We start from the raw sequence: 23,298 nt of genomic DNA on the forward strand, positions 1-23,298 counted from the left end.
CGGCCCGCGGGCCGGCCGTGCCATCCATCTTCGCAGCGGAGTTATCGATGTCCAGCCCGGAAAATCCGATCCTGTCGATCAGCCGCGTCGAGGCCGTCTACAACGGCGCCATCGCCGCCCTGCATGGCGTCGACCTCTCGGTCGGCAAGGGCGAGATCGTGGCGTTGCTCGGCTCCAACGGCGCCGGCAAGACGACGCTGTTGCGCGCCGCATCCAATCTTCTGCCGGCAGAGCGCGGCTCCGTCACTGCCGGCCGGATCATTTTCGATGGCGAGGATGTTTCTAGGGCAAGTCCCTCGCACCTCGTCCGCAAGGGCCTGGTCCAGGTTCTCGAGGGCCGGCACTGCTTTCGCTCGCTGACGGTCGAGGAGAACCTTCTGACCGGGGCGCTCGGGCGTTCATCCTCGCGCGTTGGCGTGAAGGCCGACCTTGAGCGTGTCTACGCGCTGTTTCCGAGGCTTCTCGAGAAACGGCGCACGCGGTCCGGCCTCACCTCCGGCGGCGAGCAGCAGATGACGGCGATCGGTCGCGGACTGATGTCGCGGCCGAAACTCTTCGTGCTCGACGAGCCCTCGATGGGGCTCGCGCCGCTGATCGTCGACGAGATCTTCAGCGCCTTGAAGCGGCTCAATCGGGACGAGGGTCTTTCGATCCTTGTCGCCGAGCAGAATTCGGCGGTGGCGCTGAAATATGCCGACCGCGCCACCGTGCTCGAAAACGGTAAAAGCGTGCTGGAAGGGTCGGCTGCCGACCTGCGCCAGCGCGACGACATCAAGATCTACTATCTCGGCGGCGCGCCGCTTCCATCGCAACACTTTCCCCAGGAGACTGCAGCATGACCATCCAATCCAAGCAGCCGTCCGACGCGCGCGTCGCCGTGCCTCCGGTCGAGCGCCCGTCGGCCAAGGCACATATCATCAAGACCGATGCCGAGGCGGTCGCCATCGCCGAAAAACTTGCCATTGAATTCGCTAGGGAAGCCTCGAAGCGGGACCGCGAGCGCATCTGGCCGAAGGAAGAGCTCGATGCTTTTTCGCAGAGCGGCTTGTGGTCGATCAATGTGCCGAAGGCCTATGGCGGGCCGGAGGTTTCCTATGTGACGCTGTCGAAGGTGATCACCATCATCTCGGCGGCTGATCCCTCGCTTGGCCAGATTCCGCAAAACCATCTCGGCGTGGTCGCCGCCATCCGCACGGTTTCGGACGAGGCGCAGAAAAAGCTGCTCTTCGCCGAGGCACTGTCCGGCACGCGCTTTGGCAACGCGTTTTCCGAGTTCGGCTCCAGGCGTGCCGCCGACTTCGAGACCAAGTTTGTCGATGCCGGTGACCATGTCGTGGTCAACGGCCAGAAATTCTATTCAAGCGGCGCCCTGCTCGCCCATCTGGTGCCGATTGTGGCGCTCGATGACGAGGGGCGCGCCTGGTATGCCATCGCCGATCGCGGCGCGCCCGGACTGACCGTCATCGATGACTGGTCGAGCTTCGGCCAGAAGACGACGCTCTCCGGCACGGTCCTGCTCGACAATGTGAAGGTGGCGAAGACGCATCTCGTCCCCGGCTACAAGGGGTACGACAAACCGACAGCCGACGGACCCGTCTTCCAGATCATCCAGGCGGCGGTCGATCTCGGCATTGCCAAGGCGGCGATCGACGAGACGGTCAGCTTCGTGCGCACCAGGTCGCGCGCGTGGATCGACAGCGGCGTCGATAATGCCTGGCAGGATCCCTATACGATCCAGGCGATCGGCGACCTTCGCCTGCGCGCCAATGCGGCCGAGGCTATTCTGGAAAAGGCCGGCCTTGCGGTCGACCGCGCCGTGGCCGATCCTAACGAGAAGACGGTCGCGGAGGCGCAGATCGCGGTCGCCGAATCCAAGATCCTCACCACCGAGATCGCCATCACCGCCACCAACAAACTGTTCGAACTCGCCGGCACGCGGTCCACGCTGGCCGAGCACAATCTCGACCGCCACTGGCGCAATGCGCGCACCCACACCCTGCACGATCCCGTCCGCTGGAAATACGCGATCCTCGGCAACTATTACCTGAACGAGGTCAACCCGCCCCTCCACGCCTGGAGCTGAGCGGGAACGCCGTAAAGTCACAAAGGACTATTCATGAGCACTGCCACCCCCGACAGGATCAAGGTCCTGTGGTTCTTGCCCACCCATGGCGACAGCCGCTATCTCGGCACCTCCGAGGGCGGCAGGGCGGTCGACCTGCCCTATCTCACCCAGGTCGCCAAGGCGGCCGACGCCATCGGCTATTATGGCGCGCTGCTGCCGACCGGGCGCAGTTGCGAAGACAGCTGGGTGGTGGCGTCGGCGTTGGCGCCGCTGACGCAACGACTTCGCTTTCTCGTTGCGGTCCGTCCAGGGCTGCAGTCGCCGACGCTCGCCGCGCGCATGACCTCGACGCTCGACCGCATTTCGGGCGGGCGCTTGCTGATCAACGTGGTCACGGGCGGCGATCCGGTCGAGAACAAGGGCGATGGCATATTCCTCAGCCATGACGAGCGTTATGAGGTGACGCGGGAATTTCTCGACATCTACAAGGCCGTGCTCAGCGGCGAAACCGTAGCCTTCGAAGGCAAGCATTTCCGCATCGAAGATGGCAGGTTGCTGTTCCCGCCGGTGCAGACGCCGCACCCGCCGCTCTATTTCGGCGGCTCGTCGGACGCGGCCAATGCGGTCGCCGCCGAGCAGATCGACAAATACCTCACCTGGGGCGAGCCGCCGGCGGACGTCGCCGCCAAGGTCGAGCATGTGCGCGGCCTTGCCGAAAAGGCCGGCCGCGAAGTGAGCTTTGGCATCCGATTGCATGTCATCGTTCGCGAGACCAATGACGAGGCCTGGGCCGATGCCGATCGGCTGATCAGCCGCCTCGACGACAAGACGATCGCCGAGGCACAGAAGGTTTTCGCCCGCATGGATTCGGTTGGCCAGTCGCGCATGAGCCGGTTGCATGGCGGCAGCCGCGACAAGCTCGAAATCAGCCCGAACCTTTGGGCCGGCGTTGGCCTCGTGCGCGGCGGCGCCGGCTCCGCCTTGGTCGGTGACGCGGCGACCGTGGCAGAACGGATCGACGAATACCGAAGGATTGGCATCGATACCTTCATCCTGTCCGGCTATCCGCATCTGGAGGAAGCCTATCGCTTCGGCGAACTGGTGCTGCCGCTGCTGCCGCTCGATCACGAAATCTCGACCCGGCCGACGACGGTGAACATGGGACCGTTCGGCGAAACGGTGGCCGGAGATCATCGACCATCGGCGCTGCGCGCGAGCCAGTCTTGAGCGCTTCCCGCAGGGCTGGGAAACTGACGGTCGCCATCATTGGCGGCGGCTTTTCCGGCGCCGCAACCGCGTTTCACCTGGCGCGGCTGCTGCCCGCCGATGCAGCCGATATCGTGGTCGTCGAACCGCGCGAGGCGCTCGGCTATGGTCTGGCCTATTCGACGGCCGATCCCTCGCACCGCATCAACGTGCGGGCGTCCAGGATGACGCTGATCTCAGGTGAGGAGGGCCATTTTTCCGACTGGCTGGAGCAGACCGGCGCTATTCTGGACGATACGCAGGCCATTGCCGCCAGCGGCGCGATTTACCCGCAGCGTCGAGTCTTCGGCCGCTATGTCGAATCCCACCTGCAGCCCTTCCTGCAAAGCAAGGCGATCCGCCATGTCAGGGCCGAAGTTGCTTGGGTCGAGCGCAGTGGCGAGGGCTACCGGCTTGTCCTGTCCGATGGCGCAACGCTTTCCGCCGATGCTGTGGTGATCGCGGCGACGCATCCATTGCCGGCCCTCCCGGCGCCGCTGCGCAGCGTGGCCTCAGTCGCCGGATTGGTGGCCAATCCCTACGATCTCGAACGGCTGCAGGCGATCGGCCGCGACGACCGTGTTCTCATTGTTGGCACCGGTCTGACCTCGGCCGACGTCATTGCAGCCCTCGACCGTAGAGGTCATCGCGGCCGCATCACGGCACTGTCGCGCCATGGCTATCGCTCGCATGTGCAGGCCGCCATGCAGGGCGACCCGATAGGCGACTTCACCAGCCTGCCTTTACGCAGCGCCACGGTGCTGCTCAGGCGCATCCGGGCCACGATCGCGGCAGCGACGCGACAGGGCGAAGACTGGTATCCGGTCCTCGACGCTGTCCGGCGTCAGGGGCAGTTGATCTGGCAGGCCTTGCCGCTCGCCGAGCAGCGCCGCGTGGTGCGCCATCTTCGCGCGCTCTGGGACGTGCATCGTTTCCGCATCGCGCCACAGGTAGCAGTCGTGCTGGATCGCCGCCTTGACGAGGGGACGCTCGCTTATCGCGCCGGATCGATTGTCGAGGCCGAAGAGGCCGACGGACGTATCCGCGTCACGCAGCGGTCAAGGCGCCGACACGACCTCATCGTTGAGACGTTCGACAGCGTGATCGTGACGACCGGGCCGGCGCATGCGGACATTCTTCGCACCAACACGGCGATTGCCGCCCTTGGACATCTGGGCCTGGTCCGTCTTGACCCAACCGGCCTTGGTCTCGACACCGACAGCCACGGCCGCGCGGTCGGTAAGTCAGGTCACCCGGCCGACAATATTTTCATCAGCGGACCGCTGGCGCGCGGCAGCGTCGGCGAGCTGATGGGCATCCCTGAAGTCACCGCCCATGCCGAGAGCATGGCCACCGAAATTCACCAATGGTTGGGTTACCAGACGGCGTTGCGTCGCAGGGCGTCGTGAATGTGCAAACACGATGAGGCTATCCAGATGACACTAGCCGAACGCATTCTGCCGGATGAAACCCGGATTCCCCTGAAATTTGCGATGCGACACCTGGCCGGAGCCGTGTCCGTGGTCACCGCAGGCATCGGCGACGAGCGGACGGGCGCAACAATTACCACAGCCCATTCCTTGTCGGTCGAACCGGAGGTGATGGTCGTCAGCATCAACCTGAGCTCGTCGACATGGAGCCATCAGCCGGCATCGGCACTTCTGCGTGAATGTGCTACGCGCCGACCAGATCGCGGTTGCCGACCGTTTTGCTGGTCGAGGCGGCCTCAAGGGGCAGGCTCGCTACGAGGGTGCACGCTGGTCCACCCTTGCAAGCGGCGCATTGGCGCTCGAAGGTGCGCTTGCCGCGGTCGATTGCACCGTCGAGGATACCATAGTTCGCCACAGCCATGCGCTAATACTCGGCAGCGTCCGGCATGTGGTGAGCGGAGAGCCCGGTCCGGCACTGATCTATCATCACGGCGCCTATGGATCGTCGTGAGCGGGTTGATACGTGTCGTTTTCTGACAGCCATGAAATTCTTGGTCTCATTCAAGGCGGCGAAAGGAACGAAATACGAATTCTCCATAGCCCTTCGCCGAGACGCGCCGCACACACCCAAAATGCGAAAACGCGACCGAGATGGCGCGGGAGCACTATGTGCGATTGTTTGGATGTGAGCCAATACGGGCTTTGCGCGTTGTTGTTGAACTTGCGGAAGCCCTTTTCCAGCCAAGAGGCTTGAGAGGAACAATTCTTCCGTGGCGCGTAGCGGCCAGGCACTGCCGTTGGGCAGCCGATTGCGATTGCTACGGCAACGAAGAAGTCATGCCCGCGCGCATGCGGTGCTTGCCGTTGAAGGCCACGACCGATCTGCCACTGGCGCCCGGCGCCGTCGGTCGCTGCGGTCCAGAGTTGCCGACCAGTAAGGACAAGGCAAAATCTGGTGTTCTCGCGAAAAATGGCGACAAGGCGCGGGTCGCAGGACATCACGCCGAAGCCGAAGAAACGCTAGATTCGCGCCGGCAGCCCTAACTAGCGCTGGCGAGACTGGCATGTCCCGCAGCGGCTTCTTGCGCTTCGGCGGCACATAGGCATCGCTCCGATCTTCTGCTCGAGTGACTTAAACTAGGATTTGCAGTCGCCGTGTTTCTACGTTGTGGTTTCGGCGACATCTGTCGTTCGCAACATCAGTAAGTAAACCAGCTAAACGAAATCAATGAGAAAGATCAGGAAATTGCCCGGTCATTCAATCAGGAATCGTTCGCGTTGTCCTTTGCAGAAGGCCAGCGGATACGCCTATGGCTAGCGAAGGTCGTGCGCCTGTAGGGCGCTGTGGGGCGGCATTGTAGGCATCCAAGCATGAGCGGAACCTAATTTGCAGCCGCAAATTAATGTCCAATGAATGAACTCCCAAACCGGAAAAAACTCGTGCCTGACCCTCAACCTCGGCGGGGCTCCAACAAAGGTGTGTTGCTAGCGGCTGCAGCGCTGCTGTTTGCCTTTCTCGCTCTTATTCTGTTTGGGTTTTTTCAGTAAGTGCGCGCGGCGCCGGCTTCCCAGAGAGGGCAGAGCACCTGCCGACGTGATCTTCGATCCGCTCGCGTCCTTGCGGCGGGGCGACTATCCAAGCCGGCTCGGTTCGTCGCTCCTGACGGGTTCGGCGGTCCCACCACAGCAGGATGATCATTCGGCAATTCTTGGCAGCGCCGGTATTCAACTCACGCCCAAAGCGATTGAACTGAAGCTGGCCGTCGATGTCGTGACTGACGCAGCATGAGCCGAACAGGCGAGGCAAGCGCAAGCCTTGGGGCCCAACCTCAGACAGACGAAGCACGCTCGTGCAGTCTGGAGACAGCGCAACGAGTTATTCATTCGGGCGCCTTCGCATCACCAGCGGAACGAAAGAGTTAATTGGCGGTTTACTAGGGAAGGATTGCAGGACGGAAAACATTGAGGATTTCTGCCATGACAATGTTGTTCGAACCACTCGACTCTGAAGGTTACAAGCGCAGCGTGGTCTACCATGCCGCACGCTTGTCCATGCTCCACAATCGAATGCTGAAGCGTTTCGACAAGGTCGATAAAGCGGCTGAAAAGGTTGAAGCCGAGGTGGAGCTGTTTGATGAAGCTGTTCGCACTCTTTACGAATGAGCGGCATGTTGAACGCCGACGTTCCTGCTAGCGCGTATACTGGCGCGGGTCACCGTTGCCCACCAGGGATGTCGCGCCGCGGATTTGGGCTTGATAAGCATGATCTAATGTATACGATTCACCCAGCCGGCCTGGCTCCCCCGCCATCGGGCCGGTCAGGCCCGACGGTTCAACGCACCACCCCAAACGACTGTCGGGCCGCCAGCACGCTCACTGCGCAGCCGGGTTCATGCTTTGCCTTTTTTTCTCGAAAAGCGCGAGCTTGGTCATATAACCAATTCTGATTTTTGCATGGCATTGGGTGCAGTTGAAGTTGGATATCACCTTCAACCACGATCCCTTTTTTATGATGACATGAGAACAGTTTGGACATTCCAGTTCCAGGTGCTCGTCCCCCATATCGTTTGAAATCGGCACTAGGCGACACTCCCCAACAGTTGCCCGTGAAACTTGCGCTTCGAGATCGGCCGGCACCTCCGTGCTCAAACCCCGAACGTGGGTCCTTGGCAGATGTTCCGCAATCCGACCTCTGGCGACCGGGATCGGACCTAAGTCCAAATCGCCGCCAACAGGCCGAGAAGTGGAACCCCGGCGGATGCTTTTTGAACGCTGAATTTCCGTCCTCGCCGGTCGTAGTCCGCCGTCCTCATGGCCAAAGCGCCAATGTTGCCCTTTGTGAGACTGACCTCGTCCGGCCTACCAGGTCGCCAGGGCGCAACTCCGGTAATAATGCGGCGGAGCGAATGTCAGCGCGAAGCTGTGCGCAGGGACGCCAACTCGCTGACAGCAGCAAGGATGACAGCATCGGTTGCCGGCTTCGGCAGGAATCTGCAGTCGCGGAAAGCCGCGGGAACGTCGGCGGGGCCAAATCCCGACAAGAAGGCAAAGGGGATGCCTCGCGCCTGCAATATCCTCGCCACCGGCAGACCCGTTTCACCGTTCAGCTGGATGTCTAGCAACGCCACGTCAATCTTGTCCGATTCGACAAGACGCAGAGCGGCGGATACCGACGGCACAGGTCCGACCACCTGATAACCGGCGCGACGCAGCCGCGCGGCAGTGTCCTGCGCGACTAGCCATTGATCCTCAACAATCAGAACACTCACGCTTTCGCTCACGGCCCCTCTCTGCGATTGACCGGAAATGAGATGTCGATCCGAGACCTTCGGACAGTTGTTTCGACATGTCCGCAAACCTATAGGTAACCTCTCCATGCAGCAAGGTGAGGCTGATGCTGGAGCGGAGGCGCTTCCACCGACCACTTGCTGAATTACTGGAGCCGAAGATTAGCGCGTCAATGGAGCTGCGGTCCGCCTCCGCTCCATCAGAGTTGGATAGGCGTTTACCCTCTCCACGATCCGCAAAATCTAAAAGCCTCCGTACCACGCCATTGGCTCTTCAAAGCATCAGCAGCACCTCTCTCTCTCTCTCCATCTTGGGCGACCTGAGATTGCGATCGGTCAATGAGCGTCAGAAGTGCGATGCACCGAGTTTGTGCCTGCAGTTTTTCGAAGGAAAGGCTTGAGAATTCATGATTTCGGAGCAGGTTTGGCTGGCGCATGAGCGCCGCAGATCTATACTGGGGAGATCAAGCGATGGGGTCGGCCATGAGCAAAGAGTTCAGTGTAGCTGATGCCTATGGCGCCGGCCGCGCCATCTTCATGGGACTTGAACTTCTGGTTTCGCCCGGTGCGCTCGTCCCCAGACCTGAGACCGAGTTGCTCGGCAAGACCGCGCTTGGTGTGTTGCATCAGATGAACCTGCCGGCTCCGCGCATAGTTGATATGTGCTGCGGCACTGGGAATCTGGCGTGCGCGATCGCCTACCATGTGCCCAGCGCCCTTGTCTGGGCAAGCGATCTCACCGATGAATGCGTCGAAACGGCACGCCGCAACACCTCACATCACGGCATGGCTGAGCGTCTTTCGGTGCTTCAGGGCGACTTGTTCGACTCTCTCATAGGCCTTGGGTTAGACGGAACTATCGACGTAATCGTCTGCAATCCGCCTTACATTTCTGAAAAGCGGCTCGAGGGCGACCGCGCCCATCTGATCGAGCTTGAGCCGCGCGAGGCGTTCGCAGCCGGCCCTTACGGCCTGAGCATTCATATGCGCGTACTGAAAGACGCACCGCGATACCTGCGGCGTGGCGGCATCCTGCTCTTCGAGGTCGGGCTTGGCCAAGACCGACAGGTAGCGGGTCTGCTGGAACGCAGCAAGGCATTCGAGAACATCCGTTCGGTCTCGAACGAAGCGGGCGAGGGCCGGGTGGTTCTGGGGCAAGTCAAGACGCAGGCATGAATCCTGCGACAGTCAGACCAAATACGGGGCTGCTCTGGGCGTTACGCTCACCCATCAGTTCATTTTGCGGATGATGTATTGCTCGATCCCCTGGATGGAATCGAGGTTTTCAGGCAGAAGTTCGCTGTCCTCGACGGTAATGCCAAAGGTCTCCTCGATGAAGCCGATAATCTCAAGCACACCCGTCGAGTCGACAATGCCTTGATCGAGCAAGGATGCGTCATCCAGCAATGCCTTGACGTCGCTGACGTAGAAATTTGAAACCAAGAAACTACGAATCTGCTCGCTGTAGATTCCGGTGCGTTCCTTGATGGTCAACATGAATTCGTCCTCCGTGGCGTCATCATTAAATCAGCGACTTGGTTCTGGCCCCGCATCATGACAGCGCCGTTTTCTTGAGTTTTCCCGTGTCCGTCATCGGCAGGTTCGCCACAACGACGATGGATTTCGGGACCATGAAGTTTTCCAGACGCTTCTGGCACTCCTTCTGCAGTTCCCTTTCGCCAATGGCTCTTCCATGCTCCATCACCACAAAGGCTTTCACCGCTTGCCCGAGGAGCTCGTCGGGAACACCGATGACAGCCGCTTCTCGGACTCCTGGAATGTCCATGAGTACGTTTTCCACTTCCCTTGGCGCCACCTTCTCGCCTCGCGACTTTATGATCTCATCCCCACGGCCAACGAAGTAGAGGTAACCCTCCGTATCCATCCGGCAGTAGTCGCCGGTGTATAGGACCTGCTCGCCGGGCAGCGGGCCGGGTTTGAGCTTCCTGGCCGTTGCCTCGGGCTTGCCCCAATACCCCTTCATCACCGTTGCGCCGCGAATGACGAGTTGGCCGACAACGCCTGGGCCTATCCGCCTGTCATGCTCGTCAACGATCCACATCTCCGTATTCGGGATTGCGATCCCTACGCTCAATGGCTTTCGCTCGAGGTCCTCTGGCGGCAAATAGGTGCAACGTTTGCATTCGGTGAGACCGTACATCGAATAGATGCGTGCACCCGAAAACAGCTCGCGAAGCATGAAAATATGCTTGAGGGGTAGGGCTGCCGCAGTGTTTGTGACGTAGCGGATGTTCGAGAAATCCTGGTCTTTGAGGGACCTGAGTTCGGAGAGCGCGGCAAAGATTGTGGGCACGCCGGGAAAGCCAGTAACCCCCTCCTGCCTGATCAACCCCAGGACCTGAGCCGGGAAAGCGAACGAGCGTTCCAGCACCAGCCGGGCGCCGGTACGAAAAGCCATGATCATCTGGTAAAGTCCATAATCGAAGGCGAGGGGTAGGACATTGAGGATCACCTCGTCCTCGGCAATCGCGAGGTAGGAAGCGATAGACGCGCACGCGGTCATCATGTTTCTGTGCGTCAGCATCACGCCCTTGGGTTCGCCCGTCGACCCGGACGTGTAGATGATGGCTGCCAGATCAACATCGATGCACTGCCGTGCCGGCGGCGTATCCGCGCCATTGGCGAGGGCGGCGTCCCAGCGCACGGCAAACGGCAGCTGGGCGAGTTCGACGTCGTCGATCGGTCCCGATACGATCACTCGCAGAAGTGACGGGCAGCCGCGCGCCGGCTCGCGGAAGATCGCGTGCAGATGGCCGTCCGTGATGAGCGCCGTCGGCCGGCAGTCGTTGAGCAGATAATCGAGCTTGTCGCTCTTGGTGAGCGGGTTGACGATGCACACCACCGCATTTGCCTTTAGCACCGCCCAGAAGCTAACCACCGTCTCGACGGTGTTGTCGGCGAAGATCATCACGCGATCACCGCGAACGACTCCGGATGCGGCCAGGTCCCGGGCGATCGCGTTGGCTCGCGTTTCGAGTTCGAGGTAGGTGACACGCTGCCTGTTGCACACCAGCGCCACCTTACTTCCGTGTCGGACGGCTGAATGGGCGAGGTAGTCATGCAGCAATGGTACGGCATCATGCAACATGCAGGCGCTCTTCCCGATGTTCGCAGTCGACGTCGACGCTGAGTGTGCATTCGAGCGTTGCACTGGGACAACCCGCGACGAACTGCTGATGAAGAAGTTGGGTCGACAACACGCCGACCAGCGCCATGTTGTCGGCATTGGACAGGTCGCCATCGCCAGTTCTGGCCTGGCATTTGGCAAGCAGGTGCGTGACCGCCTTTGGATCGAAGACATTCGCCTCGCGCAGGGCCGCCTGCGAAACCGCCTCGCGTGCGTAATCCGGAGCGTCTGCGCCGACGAAGCAAAGCGCGTTGGGCGCACGGAAGGGCTGCTTCTTGCGGGCTATGATCTCGGAGGGCAGGATGGGTGCCGCCATGCGCTTCAGCACGTGCTTCTCGTCGAGGCCGCGGAGTTTGAAGGAGGGTGGCAGCGAATTCGCGAGCCTCACAAGTTCATCGTCCAGGAACGGGAAGCGCCCCTCGACGGAGTGAGCCATCAGCATCCTGTCGCCTTGCGAGGAGAGCAGATAGCCCGACATCAGTGTTTGCACCTCGAGATACTGGTCCTGCGCAAGAGGGCTCCAACGGGCAAACTGCGCGGGCAGACGGGCGAGCAACTCGGACACGGCGTCGCGGCCCTGCGTTCGAGCCCGCATATCGGCCGTAAACAAGCGCTTGATGGCACTGGTGGTTCGCCAGCGTGTTTCATGGGCAAAGCCCGGCGCGTCGTAAGCGTGAATATTTCGCCCGAAGAACTGACGCGCCATCGCCTGCTGTTGCACCGGCGAGCGGGTGAGATAGGGGTAAAGGCGTTCCAGGAGCCGAGAGCGTCGTGTCGAAGTCGGGTGGCGCCCCCAGAAGCGGCGGACCTTGCCTTCGCGGAACAGGTCGTAGCCGGCGAACATTTCGTCAGCGCCTTCGCCGGTCAGCACGACCTTGATGCCACGCTCGCGCACCAGGTGCGAGAGCAGGAAGAGTGGCGCCGGGGCAGTCCTCAGGATCGGGCGTTCGGTGTGTTGGATTACCTCCGGAAAGATTCCGGCTATATCTCTGCGCGAAACGACCACTTCATGGTGCTCACTGCCGATCGTCTCGGCAACCATTCGCTGGAAGCGGGTCTCGTCATATTCGGCGTCGGCAAAACGCAAGGAGAAGGTTTGGAAGCGATCGCCCGCGAAGCGCCTTGCGAGCGCGGCCACAAGCGAACTGTCCAGCCCTCCGGAGAGGTAGCACCCGACAGGCACGTCGGCGCGCACCATTCTGAGCGCCGTCGCGGACTCAAGAGCGCTAGACACGCGGTCCACCGCGTCGTTGGAGGACCCGGGGAACTCGCCCTGCCGCGATCCGAAATCGTCGGGATAGGAAGGCTGCCAAAAAATCCGCTCACGAACGGTGCCATCCTGATAGATGCGGACACGACCCGGCTCGAGTTCGTTGATTCCGTGGAAAACTCCTTGCGGCGGAACGACCGTCCAGAGCGTGAACGTCTGATCGATGCCGGCGGGATCAAAGGCGCGAGGGATGGTTCGATCGGCCGCGAAAATGGCTTTCACTTCGCTGGCGAAATAAAGCCGGTGCGCATGCTCGCTGAAATACAGCGGGCAAATGCCGAAGCGGTCGCGCGACAATACGAGACGATTGGCCACTGAATCCCAGATTGCAATTGCCCATTGGCCGTTCATCCGCTCGAAGGCCGCTTCTCCCCACTCACGATAGGCGTGCAGCGCGACCTCCGTGTCGCTGCGGGTTCGGAAGCGGTGGCCGAGCGCCGTGAGTTTTTCACGCAATTCGACGTAGTTGAAGATCTCGCCGTTGAACACGATCCACGTCGTATCGCCTGTATCCGCCATCGGCTGCTGGCCACTGGAGAGATCGACGATGGACAGGCGCACATGCGCCAGCCCCGCGCGTCTGTCCCGGTAGAGACCGCGCCCGTCGGGCCCGCGATGCGCCAGCGCGCCCATCATCTGCATCAGCGCCTGCCGCGAAGGAGAAGCCGCTGTGGCATTCAGCGCCACGATTCCAGCGATGCCGCACATGCTCGGTCAATCTCCGCCTTCGGCGGACAGCAAAGGCCGCGCGTGGAGATAGTGGGCCGCCCTTCGTTTCGCTTCGATGTCCTTGAACACTTTCTGAAGCTGGGGCTCGGTGAGGCCAGCAACCGCCGCGAGCTCATTGCTGGCGACCCCGTGGTTCAGGCCGTAGAGGCATAGATCCATCAGGTGATAGGGCAGCGCGAAATAGAATTCTTCCTGGCTTTGGGCCATGGAAAAAGTGTCGGTGGTCGGTGGCCGCCGCCGGATTTCATCATCCACCTCGAGATATTCCGCGAGTTGATAAACCTGGGTTTTGTAAAGGTGAACGATCGGCATCACGTCAGCGGCTCCGTCGCCCTGCTTGACAAAAAAGCCCTGGTCGTACTCGAGGCGATTTGGAGTGCCGACAACCGCGTATTTGAGGCGGTCGGCGTGATAGTATTCCGTCATTTTGCGCAGGCGCTGCTTGTAGTTTGTCGCAGCAACGATCTGCAGATAGGCAGCTGGCGGCAGACGCACGGTATCTACTTTACCCTGCGGATCCTGGACCGTGAGGCGGGTTATATTGAGCCCGCTGCTCTCCAGAACCGACGCGATCACCAGCTTGCATTTCCACCCTTCCCCATAGTCGGGAACGACGGTCTGGATCGCATCGATCTGCCGGCGGTAGGCGCCGATGGCCTCCAGTGCCGGTGCTATGTCCTCAAGGACGCTTTCAATGCCAAGCTGTGCCGCGACGCGGCGGCCAAGTCTCAGGGAGTCGCCGGAAGAATCCCGCTCCGGCATGAACAGTCCCAGGACCTTGTCTTTCCCGAACGCGCGCATGCACAAGGTCGCGACGACGGAGCTGTCGATACCGCCGGAAAGACCGACAACCACGCCGCGACGATGCAGGGTGCCGAGAACCTGAGTGCGCAAGGTGTCAACGATGCGATCGACCTCCGCGCCGGCATCGAGCGCCAGCATGTCCTTGCTGAATTCCGGAATTATGTCGATGACAAGTCCTCCCTTTTGCGAGATTCGGCGGGGGAATAGGTCTGCACGATGGCCGTCTTGATAAGCGGACGGTTGGTGGCAAGGTTTGGTTCGACGACAAGGTCGATGTGGCTGCCCTTGATCGAAATGACGTCCAGGTGTGCCAAGACGCTGTCCCAGCCCAAGGCCCGCGGCATTCCCTCCCTGCGACATCGGAACAAGGTACCGGAGAGGGGCAGAGCCGGTTTCGGTGCCTCAAGCCACTGGAAGAATGACTTCGCCCTTAAAACCTCCTGCAGTTCCAGTTTGGTCCTGAAGATCGTCGGGTTGAACTCTCCATTGGCAAATCTGTCTAGAATCCTGGCCAGACGCGCTTCGCCGCCCACGGCGACGGTGATCTTCGCAAGGGCTCTGCAAGCCATCCGGTGCGCGGATATGCGGTTGGTGCGAATACGATAGAACGTACGGGTAAGTGTCTCCCAGTGGTTGCTCGGCTCGTGCAGGAGGCTCGTGTCGAGGATGCCCAGGAACCGCACCGTTCGCCCGGCCTTCATGAGCCGTGCGGCAACCTCGAATGCAACCGCGCCACCCAGAGAATGGCCGAGAAGTCGCACGGGGCCCGCAGGTTGGATGCGGCTTATCTGCTCGAGTGCGGCGCCAGCCATGGCGCTTAGGCTGTTGTGTCCGTCCAGTATCGCCGCAAGGCTCGGATATCGGATCGGGTTTACACGGGCGACTTTCGCCATGGCGGCTGCGAACGCAGCCAGGCTCGGACCATAGCCAACGGACCCTGGAAACAGGAAAAGAACCGGGGGGTGGTGCTTCTTTTCGCGCCCTTCGCCCAACCGTGCAGAGACGACCGCCTCAACCATCTCGTCCAAGCTCATGCCCACGGTGAATGCCTCGAGGCCTAGCTCTTGCCCGATGGCGTTTTCGATCGCCATGACGCAGTGCAGCAGCTGCAGCGAATCTCCTCCAGCATCATCCCAGTTTCCCGTGGCAGTGCCTGTGTTGAGAACCTGCGTCCACGCGTGCTGCACTATTTGACGCGTGTCCTTTGCTCCTCCGGCGGGCCGAGCATCGAGAGTGGACGACCGGGCGGCTCGCGCCCTCCTTCCGTGCGAACGATCTATCTCGGCCAGTGTTGCCAAATCGACCTTACCTCCCGACAGGCGTGGGATTGCGTCAACGGTGTGCAATCGCAAGGGACGCAATGGTGCCGGCAAGGTCATTCTGAGGAGCTGGCGAAGGTCGTCTGCAAAAGCGCCGCCTGCGAAGCGCTGGGGAACCGCGAAGGCGATGAGTTCCTGCGCGGCCGTTACCATCACCACGGCATCCGCCACCGAAGGCGCGCAACGCAAGACCCGTTCGAGTTCGGCGGGCTCGATGCGTCGACCATTGATCTTGATCTGGCGCCCTTTGCGGCCGACGATCCTCAAGATGCCATCATCGTCGAGCCGAACGAGGTCCCCGGTGGAAAAAAGCCGAGCCTCGGGATCGTCGGGGTCCGGCTGCGCGGGAACGACCACACCGTTCTCCCAATGACCGAGCAGGACATAGCGGCTTTTGATCAGAAGCTCTCCACTTTCGCCTGGCCCTACATTGCGCTCCGCTTCGTCGACGATAGCGAATGCCATACCAGGGAGCAGCCTGCCGACGGGAACCGACGCGTCTTGCTCGGGCCAGTCAGGCGGCAAGAACCATTGCGAACCGATGGTTTCAGTCGATGAGTAGCCGATCTGGATCAGGCACTGGTCCGAAACGGCTTTGCGCAGCAAAGCGATGTCCGTCCATGACACTTTCTCCCCACCGATCCGGGCCACTCTGAGCGGCCAGGAAGCGTCGGCGGGCGCCTCAGCCAGGAGGGCTCGAAGCAGTGCCGGCACAAGATAGGCGATCGTCACACCTTCGGACTGCAATCGAGCGCGCGTAGCGCGCAGGCCGACAGCCTCCACCTCGAGAAGATGCAAAGTGGCGCCCGTCAGCAGCGCCGCAAAGATCTCCCGGCAACCGGCGATCGTGGCTGGCCCGGTCAGCGGCAGGAAAACGTCATCCGCGCTGATATGGCACGCATCGACATATTGCCGGACCCGCCATAGCAGGCTTCGTTGGCTGTTGACGATTCCCTTGGGGCGCCCGGTGCTACCTGAAGTGTAAAGCACCAATGCAGGCGCATCGACCGAAACGATAGGGTGCTTATGCTGCTGTTCCGGGTGTTGATCGTTGGGCGCCACGGCGGCGGCAATATCGATCCAGACGATCTCCTGGGCCAATTCGACCGGGCGAACATTTTCGGCGCCTATAATTGCGCCGAGCCGCGCGGCACTGACTATATCGAAAATGCGAGAGGCGGGATCTCTTGTGTTGAGCGGAACCGAAGGCCGTCCCGCCGTCATGGTCGCCAAGATCGCCACAGGATACCAAGCGGAGTTTGCTTGCAGGATGCCGATGGCCTGCCCTTCGGGGACGACGGCACCGATATGAGTTGCCAGCGTCTCGACCGCCCGGAAAAGCTCAGAAAAAGTCAGGCGGTTGGCGCCGTCGCTGATTGCGAGCTTGTCAGGATACCGCCTGGCGACATCTCCAAGGTGATCGAAGATTGGAATGTCCGCAAATTTGGCACCCATCTGTCGGTAACGGCGCCAGACTGGCCCCCCTTGGTCAAGCTCATATTCGGGAACGACTGACCACCTTCGGGTGGGTCGCAGATCCACCTGTAGGTTTTGATTTGCCACTTCCGAATGCAAACACACTGAGGACATTCAGGGCCCCGCCAAGCTGACGGTCGAACATCGCTCGCCGCGGAGATCTTTTCATCAATCATTCGGATGATGCCTCGATCTTGCCTAGCCAGCGCTTCCCGAGCGTCCTTCAGATGTTTTGCCATTTGTGTCCAGCACCGGTCGTTTTTCCTTGCAAGCTCCGTGGAGCGCAAGACGGCTTGCCCAGGCGAACGGATGCGATCGGTATCTCCGCTAGAATCCGGGCTCGGTGCCCAGATTCACTGATTGGAACAATCATTCAAATGAACGTTGGTGTGATCTGAAATCCGGCTAAGCTTGATCGGTAGGGGAATGACTGCTCGTTCGGAGACGAGAGCATATGATCATCGAGTTGTTTGGGCCGCCTGGCGCGGGTAAAACCACGCTGCTTCGCGGCCTCTGCCACGGGCTGGCGAGACACGGCATCAATGTGAAGACAGTAAATGGGTATCGCCTGATTGAACCTGGATCGGCTCAGGATGACGCTCCGGAAATCCGCCACGGCATAGGGCGAATTGGCAAGAAGATTGCCACATCCGGTCCTATCTTGCTGTCGACCTTGCCAAAGGACAGTGTCGCGGCCCGGCTTCTGGCATCGATCCCTCTTCGAAGCCGCGTGTGGTCATGGCGCATGAAGGTCGACATCGCCCAACTGTGCCAGTCCTGGCGCCAAGCGCGGGAGTCGCCCGGTTGCTTCATCTTCGAAGAGGGCATGATTCAGGCTTTGTGTGCGCTGGGTGTGCTGGCTAGAACTCCAAGCCTGGAGGCGGTCCGCAAGTGCCTGGCGTTCCTGCCGCGGCCGGATCTCGTTGTGCAACTCGACGCGCCGCAGGAAACGCTACGCCGCCGTCTTGTGGATAGGCATGCGCAGCAACCGCTCCTCGAGGTTATGCTGTTCGAACTTGGCGTGGACAAAGGATTAAGGCAGGCCGAAATCTCAAGAGAGGTCGGAGAGTGCCTGCGCCAGGACCGATGGCCGTTGATACAAGTCAATGGTGCTGAACCTCACGACGTGGACGGGGTCGTCGCGCGCGTTCTGGGCGAGCATGTTGGTCATGCTGTCTAGGCTGGCCCATAACCTATGATCCATGACACATTTTATGCATTTGGCGCCAAGCCGGGCAGCATCTGCCGCCAAGCGCGCAATCATGTCGAATCGTGCTGATCGAGCACTTCGAGCATGGTCGTCAACATGCTTCCGACTTCCTCAGAAATTTCCTCGGGGCGGATTCCCGCTCTGATGGCATCCGCCGTTGCTTGGTCCGCAAGTTTCGCCGCAAGAGCCGGATCGGCCTTGGTGTAGAGCGGGATCTTATCCTCTATCCATTTCTGCAGGAATTCGATGCCGCGCGCGCTCATACCAACTACAAGCTCGGCGGGGCTTGTTGGTTCCGTCAGCCATATTCAAGAACGTCAGACCATCTTGCTCAGGCTGACGTTCCCGCGGTCACGTCACGATGAACGAGGACGCCGTCAGAGCCAAGTGTGGCGATAGAGTGGCAAATTGGATCTGATGTGCGCCGCCGGAGCCGTCGCTGTCAAAGGAAAGCGCGCCGGTCGTGCTGTTATAGACGATGTGATCGCCGCTGTCGTGCGCGGCCCTGCCGGCGTAGAACGCCGAAGAGGGGAGGGCGCCGGTATGCAGGCCGGCAAACACAGTGTGGTCGAGTTGGATCTTGTCGTGGCCCACTTTGAAATCGGTGACCTTGTCGATATTGCCGACCTTGAGAGCCGAATCGAAGACAAAGACGTCGTTGCCGCCATGTCCCGTCAGAACGTCTCTCCCGCCACCGCCGTTGATAGTGTTGCTCCCGGAATTGCCATCAATGGTTTGGGCGAATTCGTTTCCCGTGAGCTTGATGGCGGCAGTTCCCAATTTGCTGGTGGTCGCAAGATGCTCGACCTGCGAACCGGCCGACAGCGCGTAGCTGACCGATGCCAGCACGCTATCGTTGCCGCTGTGCCGCAGTTCCACCACCTTGTCGCCGGCGTTGTTGACATAGTAGGTGTCGTTGTAGCCGCGGCCCATCATCGTGTCCGCGCCAGCGGTGCCGCGAAGCACATCCGCGCTACCCGTGCCGTAGAAAATGTGATCGCCGGTGCTGGTCGGAGGGACACTTGTGGGCGGAGGCACTGTGCTGGTAGGCGGCGGCGTCGGTTCGCTGGCCGAAGGACCGCTTGCGGTGCTCTGGTTGTGTTGAAGGAACAGAGCCTGCAGCGTCGGCGAGCTCTCAAGCGCCGTGTCGCCCTGTTGAGAACCCCAAGCATAGGCATAGTCGAAGGCGGGCGAAGGCGCTACCTTGGCCCAGTGGTCCAACATAGTCTTTTCCTGAGCAACGCTGGGCAGGACATAGCGACCGCCCGTGTCGGTCGTCCAGTCGCCGCCGCCGAAGGTCTGATACACGGGAACGACCTGACTGAGCGGGATGCCCGAGGCGACGGCCGCCGCCACAGTCCTGTCGATCATGTTGTAGTCAATCGTGCTTGTTCCGGTCCGTACCGGGTAGGGATCCAAGCCGTAATAGTCGATATGCGTGTTGGCAGGATTGAATGTGTTTGAAAAGTCGGGGTTAGCGGAAGACCCCATGTTCATCATGGTTATGAAGGTCTTGGCGCCGGGCAGGTGGCTGTGGATCCAGTCTGACTCCGCCTTCAGATCAGCGGCGGTGGCATAAGTTCCCCATTTGCCGGTCGGGTCCGGCTCATCGACGAGGAAGAAGCCAAACACTTTCGGGTTGCCGATGAAGGGCGTGACCTTCTGGATAAAGGAGGAGGTTGCACCATCGGCTTCATTGAGCCACACTAGGCCTTTCTGGCCGGCCGGCAAGGCGTTGAGCTGGTCCAAGGAAGATACATCAACAAGATTGAATCCGGCTTTCGCGACCTCGGAGGCCGACCCGCCCGAGGCGTAATGGAGTGTTGTCATTGACATACCCTTCGTCCGATTCGGTAGGCGCCCCACACCTGCCTAGGGAAAGGATCCATTAGCGACAAATCAAATACCGGCGCCCCTTGATAGAATCTTTGATCAGCGTCCGAAAAACACAACAGCCTCGATGCTACGCTTGCCTCAGAGGTATGTAGATGATCCAAGTATGGGGTGCTCAAGCCTGCAACGAAAGCATTGCAGCGAAGTCTGCCGGAGCGCCTTGTGCGTTTGCAGTGGCGGCAATCGGCCAATGAACGTTCGGTTGAGCCACCGCCAAATGCGCGCTTCCGCAGGATTTCTTCGAGCTCAGACCGCAAAGGGATCGCGTCCTGACGAAGCCCTCCCATTGCAGCCGCTCAATGCTCCTCGTGAAAAGCCTCGGCGCCAAAATGAGCAAGGCAGTACTCCAAAAGGTCATGCGAGACGCGCGCCGCTGGCAATTGCGGAGAGGCACTGAACTGGATCCCACCGGGTTCAACGGAAAGGCGGGCGTGCCGGTCCGAATGACGGCGAGCATGGCAACGCGGTCGCCCATCCGCGGGAAGAGGCGGCTGGTGGTCCGACCATATCCAGAGACCGGGTGAAAGCCTGTTCCAGACGAAGCGGTCGGGAGAACTGGCGGTGCGAGTCATCACACCATCTGGGGTGCGATGTTGATCCGGCGTGAGAAGGCGGGCGGAAGTTGCTTTGAACGCGGCGCGCGGACCTTTCGAACACAGCCCTTTTTTATATCCGGCCCGCCGTGTCGTACGCGAAGGTGCGGTCCTTGCACCGTCAGACCGGATGAATCCAACTCACTGACCGAGGTGACAGCGATTGTGGCTGCATTGCCGCATCGTTGATCAGCTTGCTTCATGCAAACAGACGAGGACAGCACGAAAGCCTGCTCCTAGCGTGGGACTGGCTGTTGTGTGTTCAGGGGCGATGAAACCGGCCATGGAAACCGCGGATAGGGTCAGCTGTTTTAAGCGATTGGTATCGCATCCAGGAGCGACAGGATGAGTCCGCATCTGGTTTGCGTTGGAGGCGAGGATCATAGACTAAGAATCCCGTTTCTTTTGGCGCTTCGCGAAAGGGGTTTTCAAGTCACTGCCGTTTCGAGTGATCTCGGAGCCGCCTTCTCACCCCACGGCATTGCCCATCGCCGATTTGGGTTCGACCGCTTTGGCAGCGGCGGTGCAGAATGGGGTGCTGTCAGCGCGATCCGTGAACTGATGTCCGAACTGCGTCCGGACATCATTCAAAGTTTCGACACCAAGCCCAATATCCTAACTCCACTGGCGGTGCGCGGGCACGTTCCCGTCGTTCGCACCATCAACGGGCTTGGTTGGACATTCTCGTCGCGGGAGCCGCGGGCCCTGGCATTGCGTCCTTTCTTTTGCGGCCTTCAGGGGGTGGCGTCTCGTTGGACAGCCATGACCGTCTTCCAGAATAGTGATGATCAGGCCTTCTTCGAGCGCTACCGGCTGGTGGCTCGCGGCAAAGGGCGACTGATCCGGAGTTCTGGCATCGACCCCGATGCATTCTCGATGGCAAGGTATCGTGGTCCTTCGGCTGCCACGATGCGCGAGGAACTTGGCCTACAATCAGCCCAGGTCATAATATTTGTCGGCCGGCTCACGCGGCAGAAGGGGATTCCAACCCTCATCGAGGCGGTTCCTCGCGTTATCCGCGAGAGGCCCAACGCGCGTTTCGTACTTGTCGGCCCGCAAGACTCCGAAGGTCCGTTTGCCGTCAGCAGAGCCGATATCGAGCGCCATGTTCCCCACGTTGTCGCATTGGGGCCAAGGCGCGACATTCCAGCCCTCCTTGGGATGGCGGATCTGTTTGCATTTCCGACGCAATATCGCGAGGGAATTCCGCGTGTCCTGCTGGAGGCGGGATTGTCCGGATTACCGATCGTCGCCTCGAATATGCCGGGCTGCAACGATGTGGTTGAGGATGGCTGGAACGGCTATCTCGTGGCGCCGCGCGATGCGGATGGCTTGGCCTCCCGGATAGTCGATCTTCTTTCCGACCCCGCCCGTGGCAAGACCATGGGCAGCCGTTCCGTCGGATTCGTGCGGGAGCGGTTCTCGTTGTCGTGGGTCATCGACCAGTATTGCGACCTGTACAAGACAATCCTGGGTGGCAGATATCGCAGCAGGCTTGTTCAAGTTGCGCAGGCGAATCCGAGGGAAGAGGCGGTGCCGAGCCCCCATCGACTAGGCGAGGCGCGGCAATGATGCGTGATGCGCTTCTGGCCTTCGGCGTCGCGATGTCCTACGCGGCGCAACTCAGCATCCCAGGGCTGCCCTTCGGCTACAGCGAACTATGCCTCACGCTCTGGATAATGCTGTCGATGACGCGAATCCTTGCTGGCGGCCAACTGGAGGTTACGCCGGCCCTGGCCAAGCTTGGGCTTTTCTGGCTGATCCTGGCGCTTGCCATGGGCGTGGGTTACATCATCGGTTTTCTGACAACCACGTTGTTCCTGGATCCGTTGTTGCACGACACGCTGGCCTATGTGCTGTTGGCGTGCGTCACCTGTCTGGCCGCTGCGGAGCCCAACGCGTCTTTCCGTTTGCGTCGTATCGCCTGGTGGATGGTTGCTATCGCGAATGCGGGCTTCATCATTCAGGTAGGGCTTGGCTTCGGCTGGCTCCATCAGGCTGGGGTCGAGCCCTGGTACTGGGACCGCTTCTGCGGATGGTCCGACAATCCGAACCAGCTTGCGCTCTACTGCGCCCTACTCGGTCCACTGGCCTTGCATCTTGCCACAACCACCAGCAATAAATGGGGAAGATGCCTTGCCCTATGCAGCCTCATATTCACCGTTTACGTCGGAAGGCTGACAAAAAGCGATACCTACCTTTATACCACGGTCCTGGCTTGTCTGATCCTTCTCGGGCTGCGGGTCCGGGCCTGGCTGACGAGCGACGGCAATAAGGCGAGCCTTTCAAGGCAGCTTGCCGTCCTGATGGCCGTTGGCTTCCTGCCGCTGGCCCTGTCTATAGCGCCCTATGCCCTCAGCGAGGCCTCCAGCGCCGAAGACTTCGCCAAGAGCCTGACCAAAGACAAGGGCGGGGAAGCGACTGCCCAAACCGCGGCGCTTCGCCTCTACCTCTGGAATGCAGCCTTGGAGAAGGGGGCACGATCGGGATCGCTTGGACTGGGTCCGGGCCCGCACCTAGATAGTCCGCCCGTGGTCAATCAACAGTTTTTGCCGCGGCCCTTCGAGGCGCACAGCACCATCCTGGATCTCTACACTCAGGGCGGCCTGATTTCGGTTCTAGCCCTGATGTGGATCTTCGGCTCGGCTGCGTGGTCCGCCTGGCGGGCGAAGCTGGACGCTCTGGTGGCGCTCGTGGCATCGATCGCCGTTTTCAGTGCTCCGCATTTGGTCATCCGCCATCCGATCGTGTGGTTCTGTCTGACCCTCTGCCTTGCCGCTGGGACGCCGGAAGCGATCCCCGCGATTGTTCGCCAGAGGAGATGCTAGA

Annotated in this window: 19 protein-coding genes and 1 pseudogene; 11 read left to right on the top strand and 9 right to left on the bottom strand. The window is 60.7% G+C overall.

From position 1 onward, the window contains the following. Nucleotides 1-47 precede the first annotated feature (47 nt). The 7 genes and pseudogenes from NKJ76_RS02570 (at nucleotide 48) to NKJ76_RS02600 (ending at nucleotide 6,903) form a co-directional block, all read left to right on the top strand. A complete protein-coding gene (locus NKJ76_RS02570) occupies nucleotides 48-839 on the top strand; it encodes an ABC transporter ATP-binding protein (RefSeq protein WP_352536717.1) in 792 nt (263 codons plus the stop codon). Beyond that, a complete protein-coding gene (locus NKJ76_RS02575) occupies nucleotides 836-2,083 on the top strand; it encodes an SfnB family sulfur acquisition oxidoreductase (RefSeq protein WP_352536718.1) in 1,248 nt (415 codons plus the stop codon). Before NKJ76_RS02570 ends, NKJ76_RS02575 begins: the two co-directional genes overlap by 4 nt. Before the next feature lie 33 nt (nucleotides 2,084-2,116). Beyond that, entirely contained in the window at nucleotides 2,117-3,292 is a 1,176-nt protein-coding gene (gene ssuD / locus NKJ76_RS02580; RefSeq protein ID WP_352536719.1) for an FMNH2-dependent alkanesulfonate monooxygenase, read from the top strand. Then, complete coding sequence (locus tag NKJ76_RS02585) at nucleotides 3,289-4,719, top strand: FAD/NAD(P)-binding protein (protein ID WP_023817735.1); 1,431 nt, start codon at nucleotides 3,289-3,291, stop codon at nucleotides 4,717-4,719. The genes ssuD and NKJ76_RS02585 overlap by 4 nt, the downstream gene beginning before the upstream one ends. A gap of 84 nt (nucleotides 4,720-4,803) precedes the next feature. Then, nucleotides 4,804-5,251 (top strand): annotated as a pseudogene (locus NKJ76_RS02590) (flavin reductase family protein). A 1,083-nt stretch (nucleotides 5,252-6,334) separates the two neighbouring features. Next, a complete protein-coding gene (locus tag NKJ76_RS02595; RefSeq protein WP_023697124.1) occupies nucleotides 6,335-6,529 on the top strand; it encodes a hypothetical protein in 195 nt (64 codons plus the stop codon). A 188-nt stretch (nucleotides 6,530-6,717) separates the two neighbouring features. Further along, entirely contained in the window at nucleotides 6,718-6,903 is a 186-nt protein-coding gene (locus tag NKJ76_RS02600) for a hypothetical protein (protein WP_023681021.1), read from the top strand. A gap of 169 nt (nucleotides 6,904-7,072) precedes the next feature. Here the strand turns inward: NKJ76_RS02600 and NKJ76_RS02605 are convergent, their stop codons facing one another. Further along, nucleotides 7,073-7,276 carry a hypothetical protein gene (locus NKJ76_RS02605; protein WP_155921622.1) on the bottom strand — a complete coding sequence of 68 codons (204 nt, stop codon included), beginning with the start codon at nucleotides 7,274-7,276 and terminating at the stop codon, nucleotides 7,073-7,075. Nucleotides 7,277-7,649: 373 nt separating this feature from the next. After that, a complete protein-coding gene (locus NKJ76_RS02610; protein ID WP_023670881.1) occupies nucleotides 7,650-8,021 on the bottom strand; it encodes a response regulator in 372 nt (123 codons plus the stop codon). A 489-nt stretch (nucleotides 8,022-8,510) separates the two neighbouring features. Here NKJ76_RS02610 and NKJ76_RS02615 point away from each other — a divergent pair, with 489 nt between their 5' ends. Further along, a complete protein-coding gene (locus tag NKJ76_RS02615; protein ID WP_023681023.1) occupies nucleotides 8,511-9,203 on the top strand; it encodes a N5-glutamine methyltransferase family protein in 693 nt (230 codons plus the stop codon). A gap of 54 nt (nucleotides 9,204-9,257) precedes the next feature. On the opposite strand, the gene NKJ76_RS02620 is transcribed toward NKJ76_RS02615, so the two are convergent. Genes NKJ76_RS02620 through NKJ76_RS02640 form a run of 5 tightly spaced genes read right to left on the bottom strand, consistent with a single transcriptional unit; the run spans nucleotide 9,258 to nucleotide 16,887 of the window. Then, nucleotides 9,258-9,524 carry an acyl carrier protein gene (locus NKJ76_RS02620; protein WP_023670883.1) on the bottom strand — a complete coding sequence of 89 codons (267 nt, stop codon included), beginning with the start codon at nucleotides 9,522-9,524 and terminating at the stop codon, nucleotides 9,258-9,260. Between the two features lie 55 nt (nucleotides 9,525-9,579). Next, a complete protein-coding gene (locus NKJ76_RS02625; RefSeq protein WP_352536720.1) occupies nucleotides 9,580-11,136 on the bottom strand; it encodes a class I adenylate-forming enzyme family protein in 1,557 nt (518 codons plus the stop codon). After that, entirely contained in the window at nucleotides 11,126-13,153 is a 2,028-nt protein-coding gene (asnB, locus tag NKJ76_RS02630; RefSeq protein ID WP_023748024.1) for an asparagine synthase (glutamine-hydrolyzing), read from the bottom strand. Before asnB ends, NKJ76_RS02625 begins: the two co-directional genes overlap by 11 nt. A gap of 6 nt (nucleotides 13,154-13,159) precedes the next feature. Further along, complete coding sequence (gene nadE, locus NKJ76_RS02635) at nucleotides 13,160-14,140, bottom strand: NAD(+) synthase (protein WP_280805595.1); 981 nt, start codon at nucleotides 14,138-14,140, stop codon at nucleotides 13,160-13,162. Further along, nucleotides 14,137-16,887: an AMP-binding protein gene (locus tag NKJ76_RS02640; protein WP_502902266.1), complete on the bottom strand. Its 2,751-nt coding sequence runs from the start codon at nucleotides 16,885-16,887 to the stop codon at nucleotides 14,137-14,139. Before NKJ76_RS02640 ends, nadE begins: the two co-directional genes overlap by 4 nt. Before the next feature lie 340 nt (nucleotides 16,888-17,227). Here NKJ76_RS02640 and NKJ76_RS02645 point away from each other — a divergent pair, with 340 nt between their 5' ends. Beyond that, a complete protein-coding gene (locus NKJ76_RS02645; RefSeq protein ID WP_023741165.1) occupies nucleotides 17,228-17,953 on the top strand; it encodes an AAA family ATPase in 726 nt (241 codons plus the stop codon). Between the two features lie 80 nt (nucleotides 17,954-18,033). On the opposite strand, the gene NKJ76_RS02650 is transcribed toward NKJ76_RS02645, so the two are convergent. Then, complete coding sequence (locus NKJ76_RS02650; RefSeq protein ID WP_023733260.1) at nucleotides 18,034-18,246, bottom strand: DUF768 domain-containing protein; 213 nt, start codon at nucleotides 18,244-18,246, stop codon at nucleotides 18,034-18,036. Nucleotides 18,247-18,334: 88 nt separating this feature from the next. Then, the gene (locus NKJ76_RS02655) at nucleotides 18,335-19,813 is read right to left on the bottom strand and encodes a M10 family metallopeptidase C-terminal domain-containing protein (RefSeq protein WP_023701115.1); all 1,479 of its coding nucleotides are present in this window, start codon (nucleotides 19,811-19,813) and stop codon (nucleotides 18,335-18,337) included. A 1,001-nt stretch (nucleotides 19,814-20,814) separates the two neighbouring features. Between NKJ76_RS02655 and NKJ76_RS02660 the strand changes: the two genes are divergently transcribed. Further along, nucleotides 20,815-22,041, top strand: a complete 1,227-nt coding sequence (locus NKJ76_RS02660) for a glycosyltransferase family 4 protein (protein WP_352536722.1) — start codon at nucleotides 20,815-20,817, stop codon at nucleotides 22,039-22,041. Continuing rightward, a complete protein-coding gene (locus tag NKJ76_RS02665) occupies nucleotides 22,041-23,297 on the top strand; it encodes an O-antigen ligase family protein (RefSeq protein WP_352536723.1) in 1,257 nt (418 codons plus the stop codon). Before NKJ76_RS02660 ends, NKJ76_RS02665 begins: the two co-directional genes overlap by 1 nt. The last annotated feature ends 1 nt before the right edge of the window (nucleotide 23,298 follow it).

It is taken from the genome of Mesorhizobium sp. M0029, from assembly GCF_040323735.1.
Classification (GTDB): domain Bacteria; phylum Pseudomonadota; class Alphaproteobacteria; order Rhizobiales; family Rhizobiaceae; genus Mesorhizobium.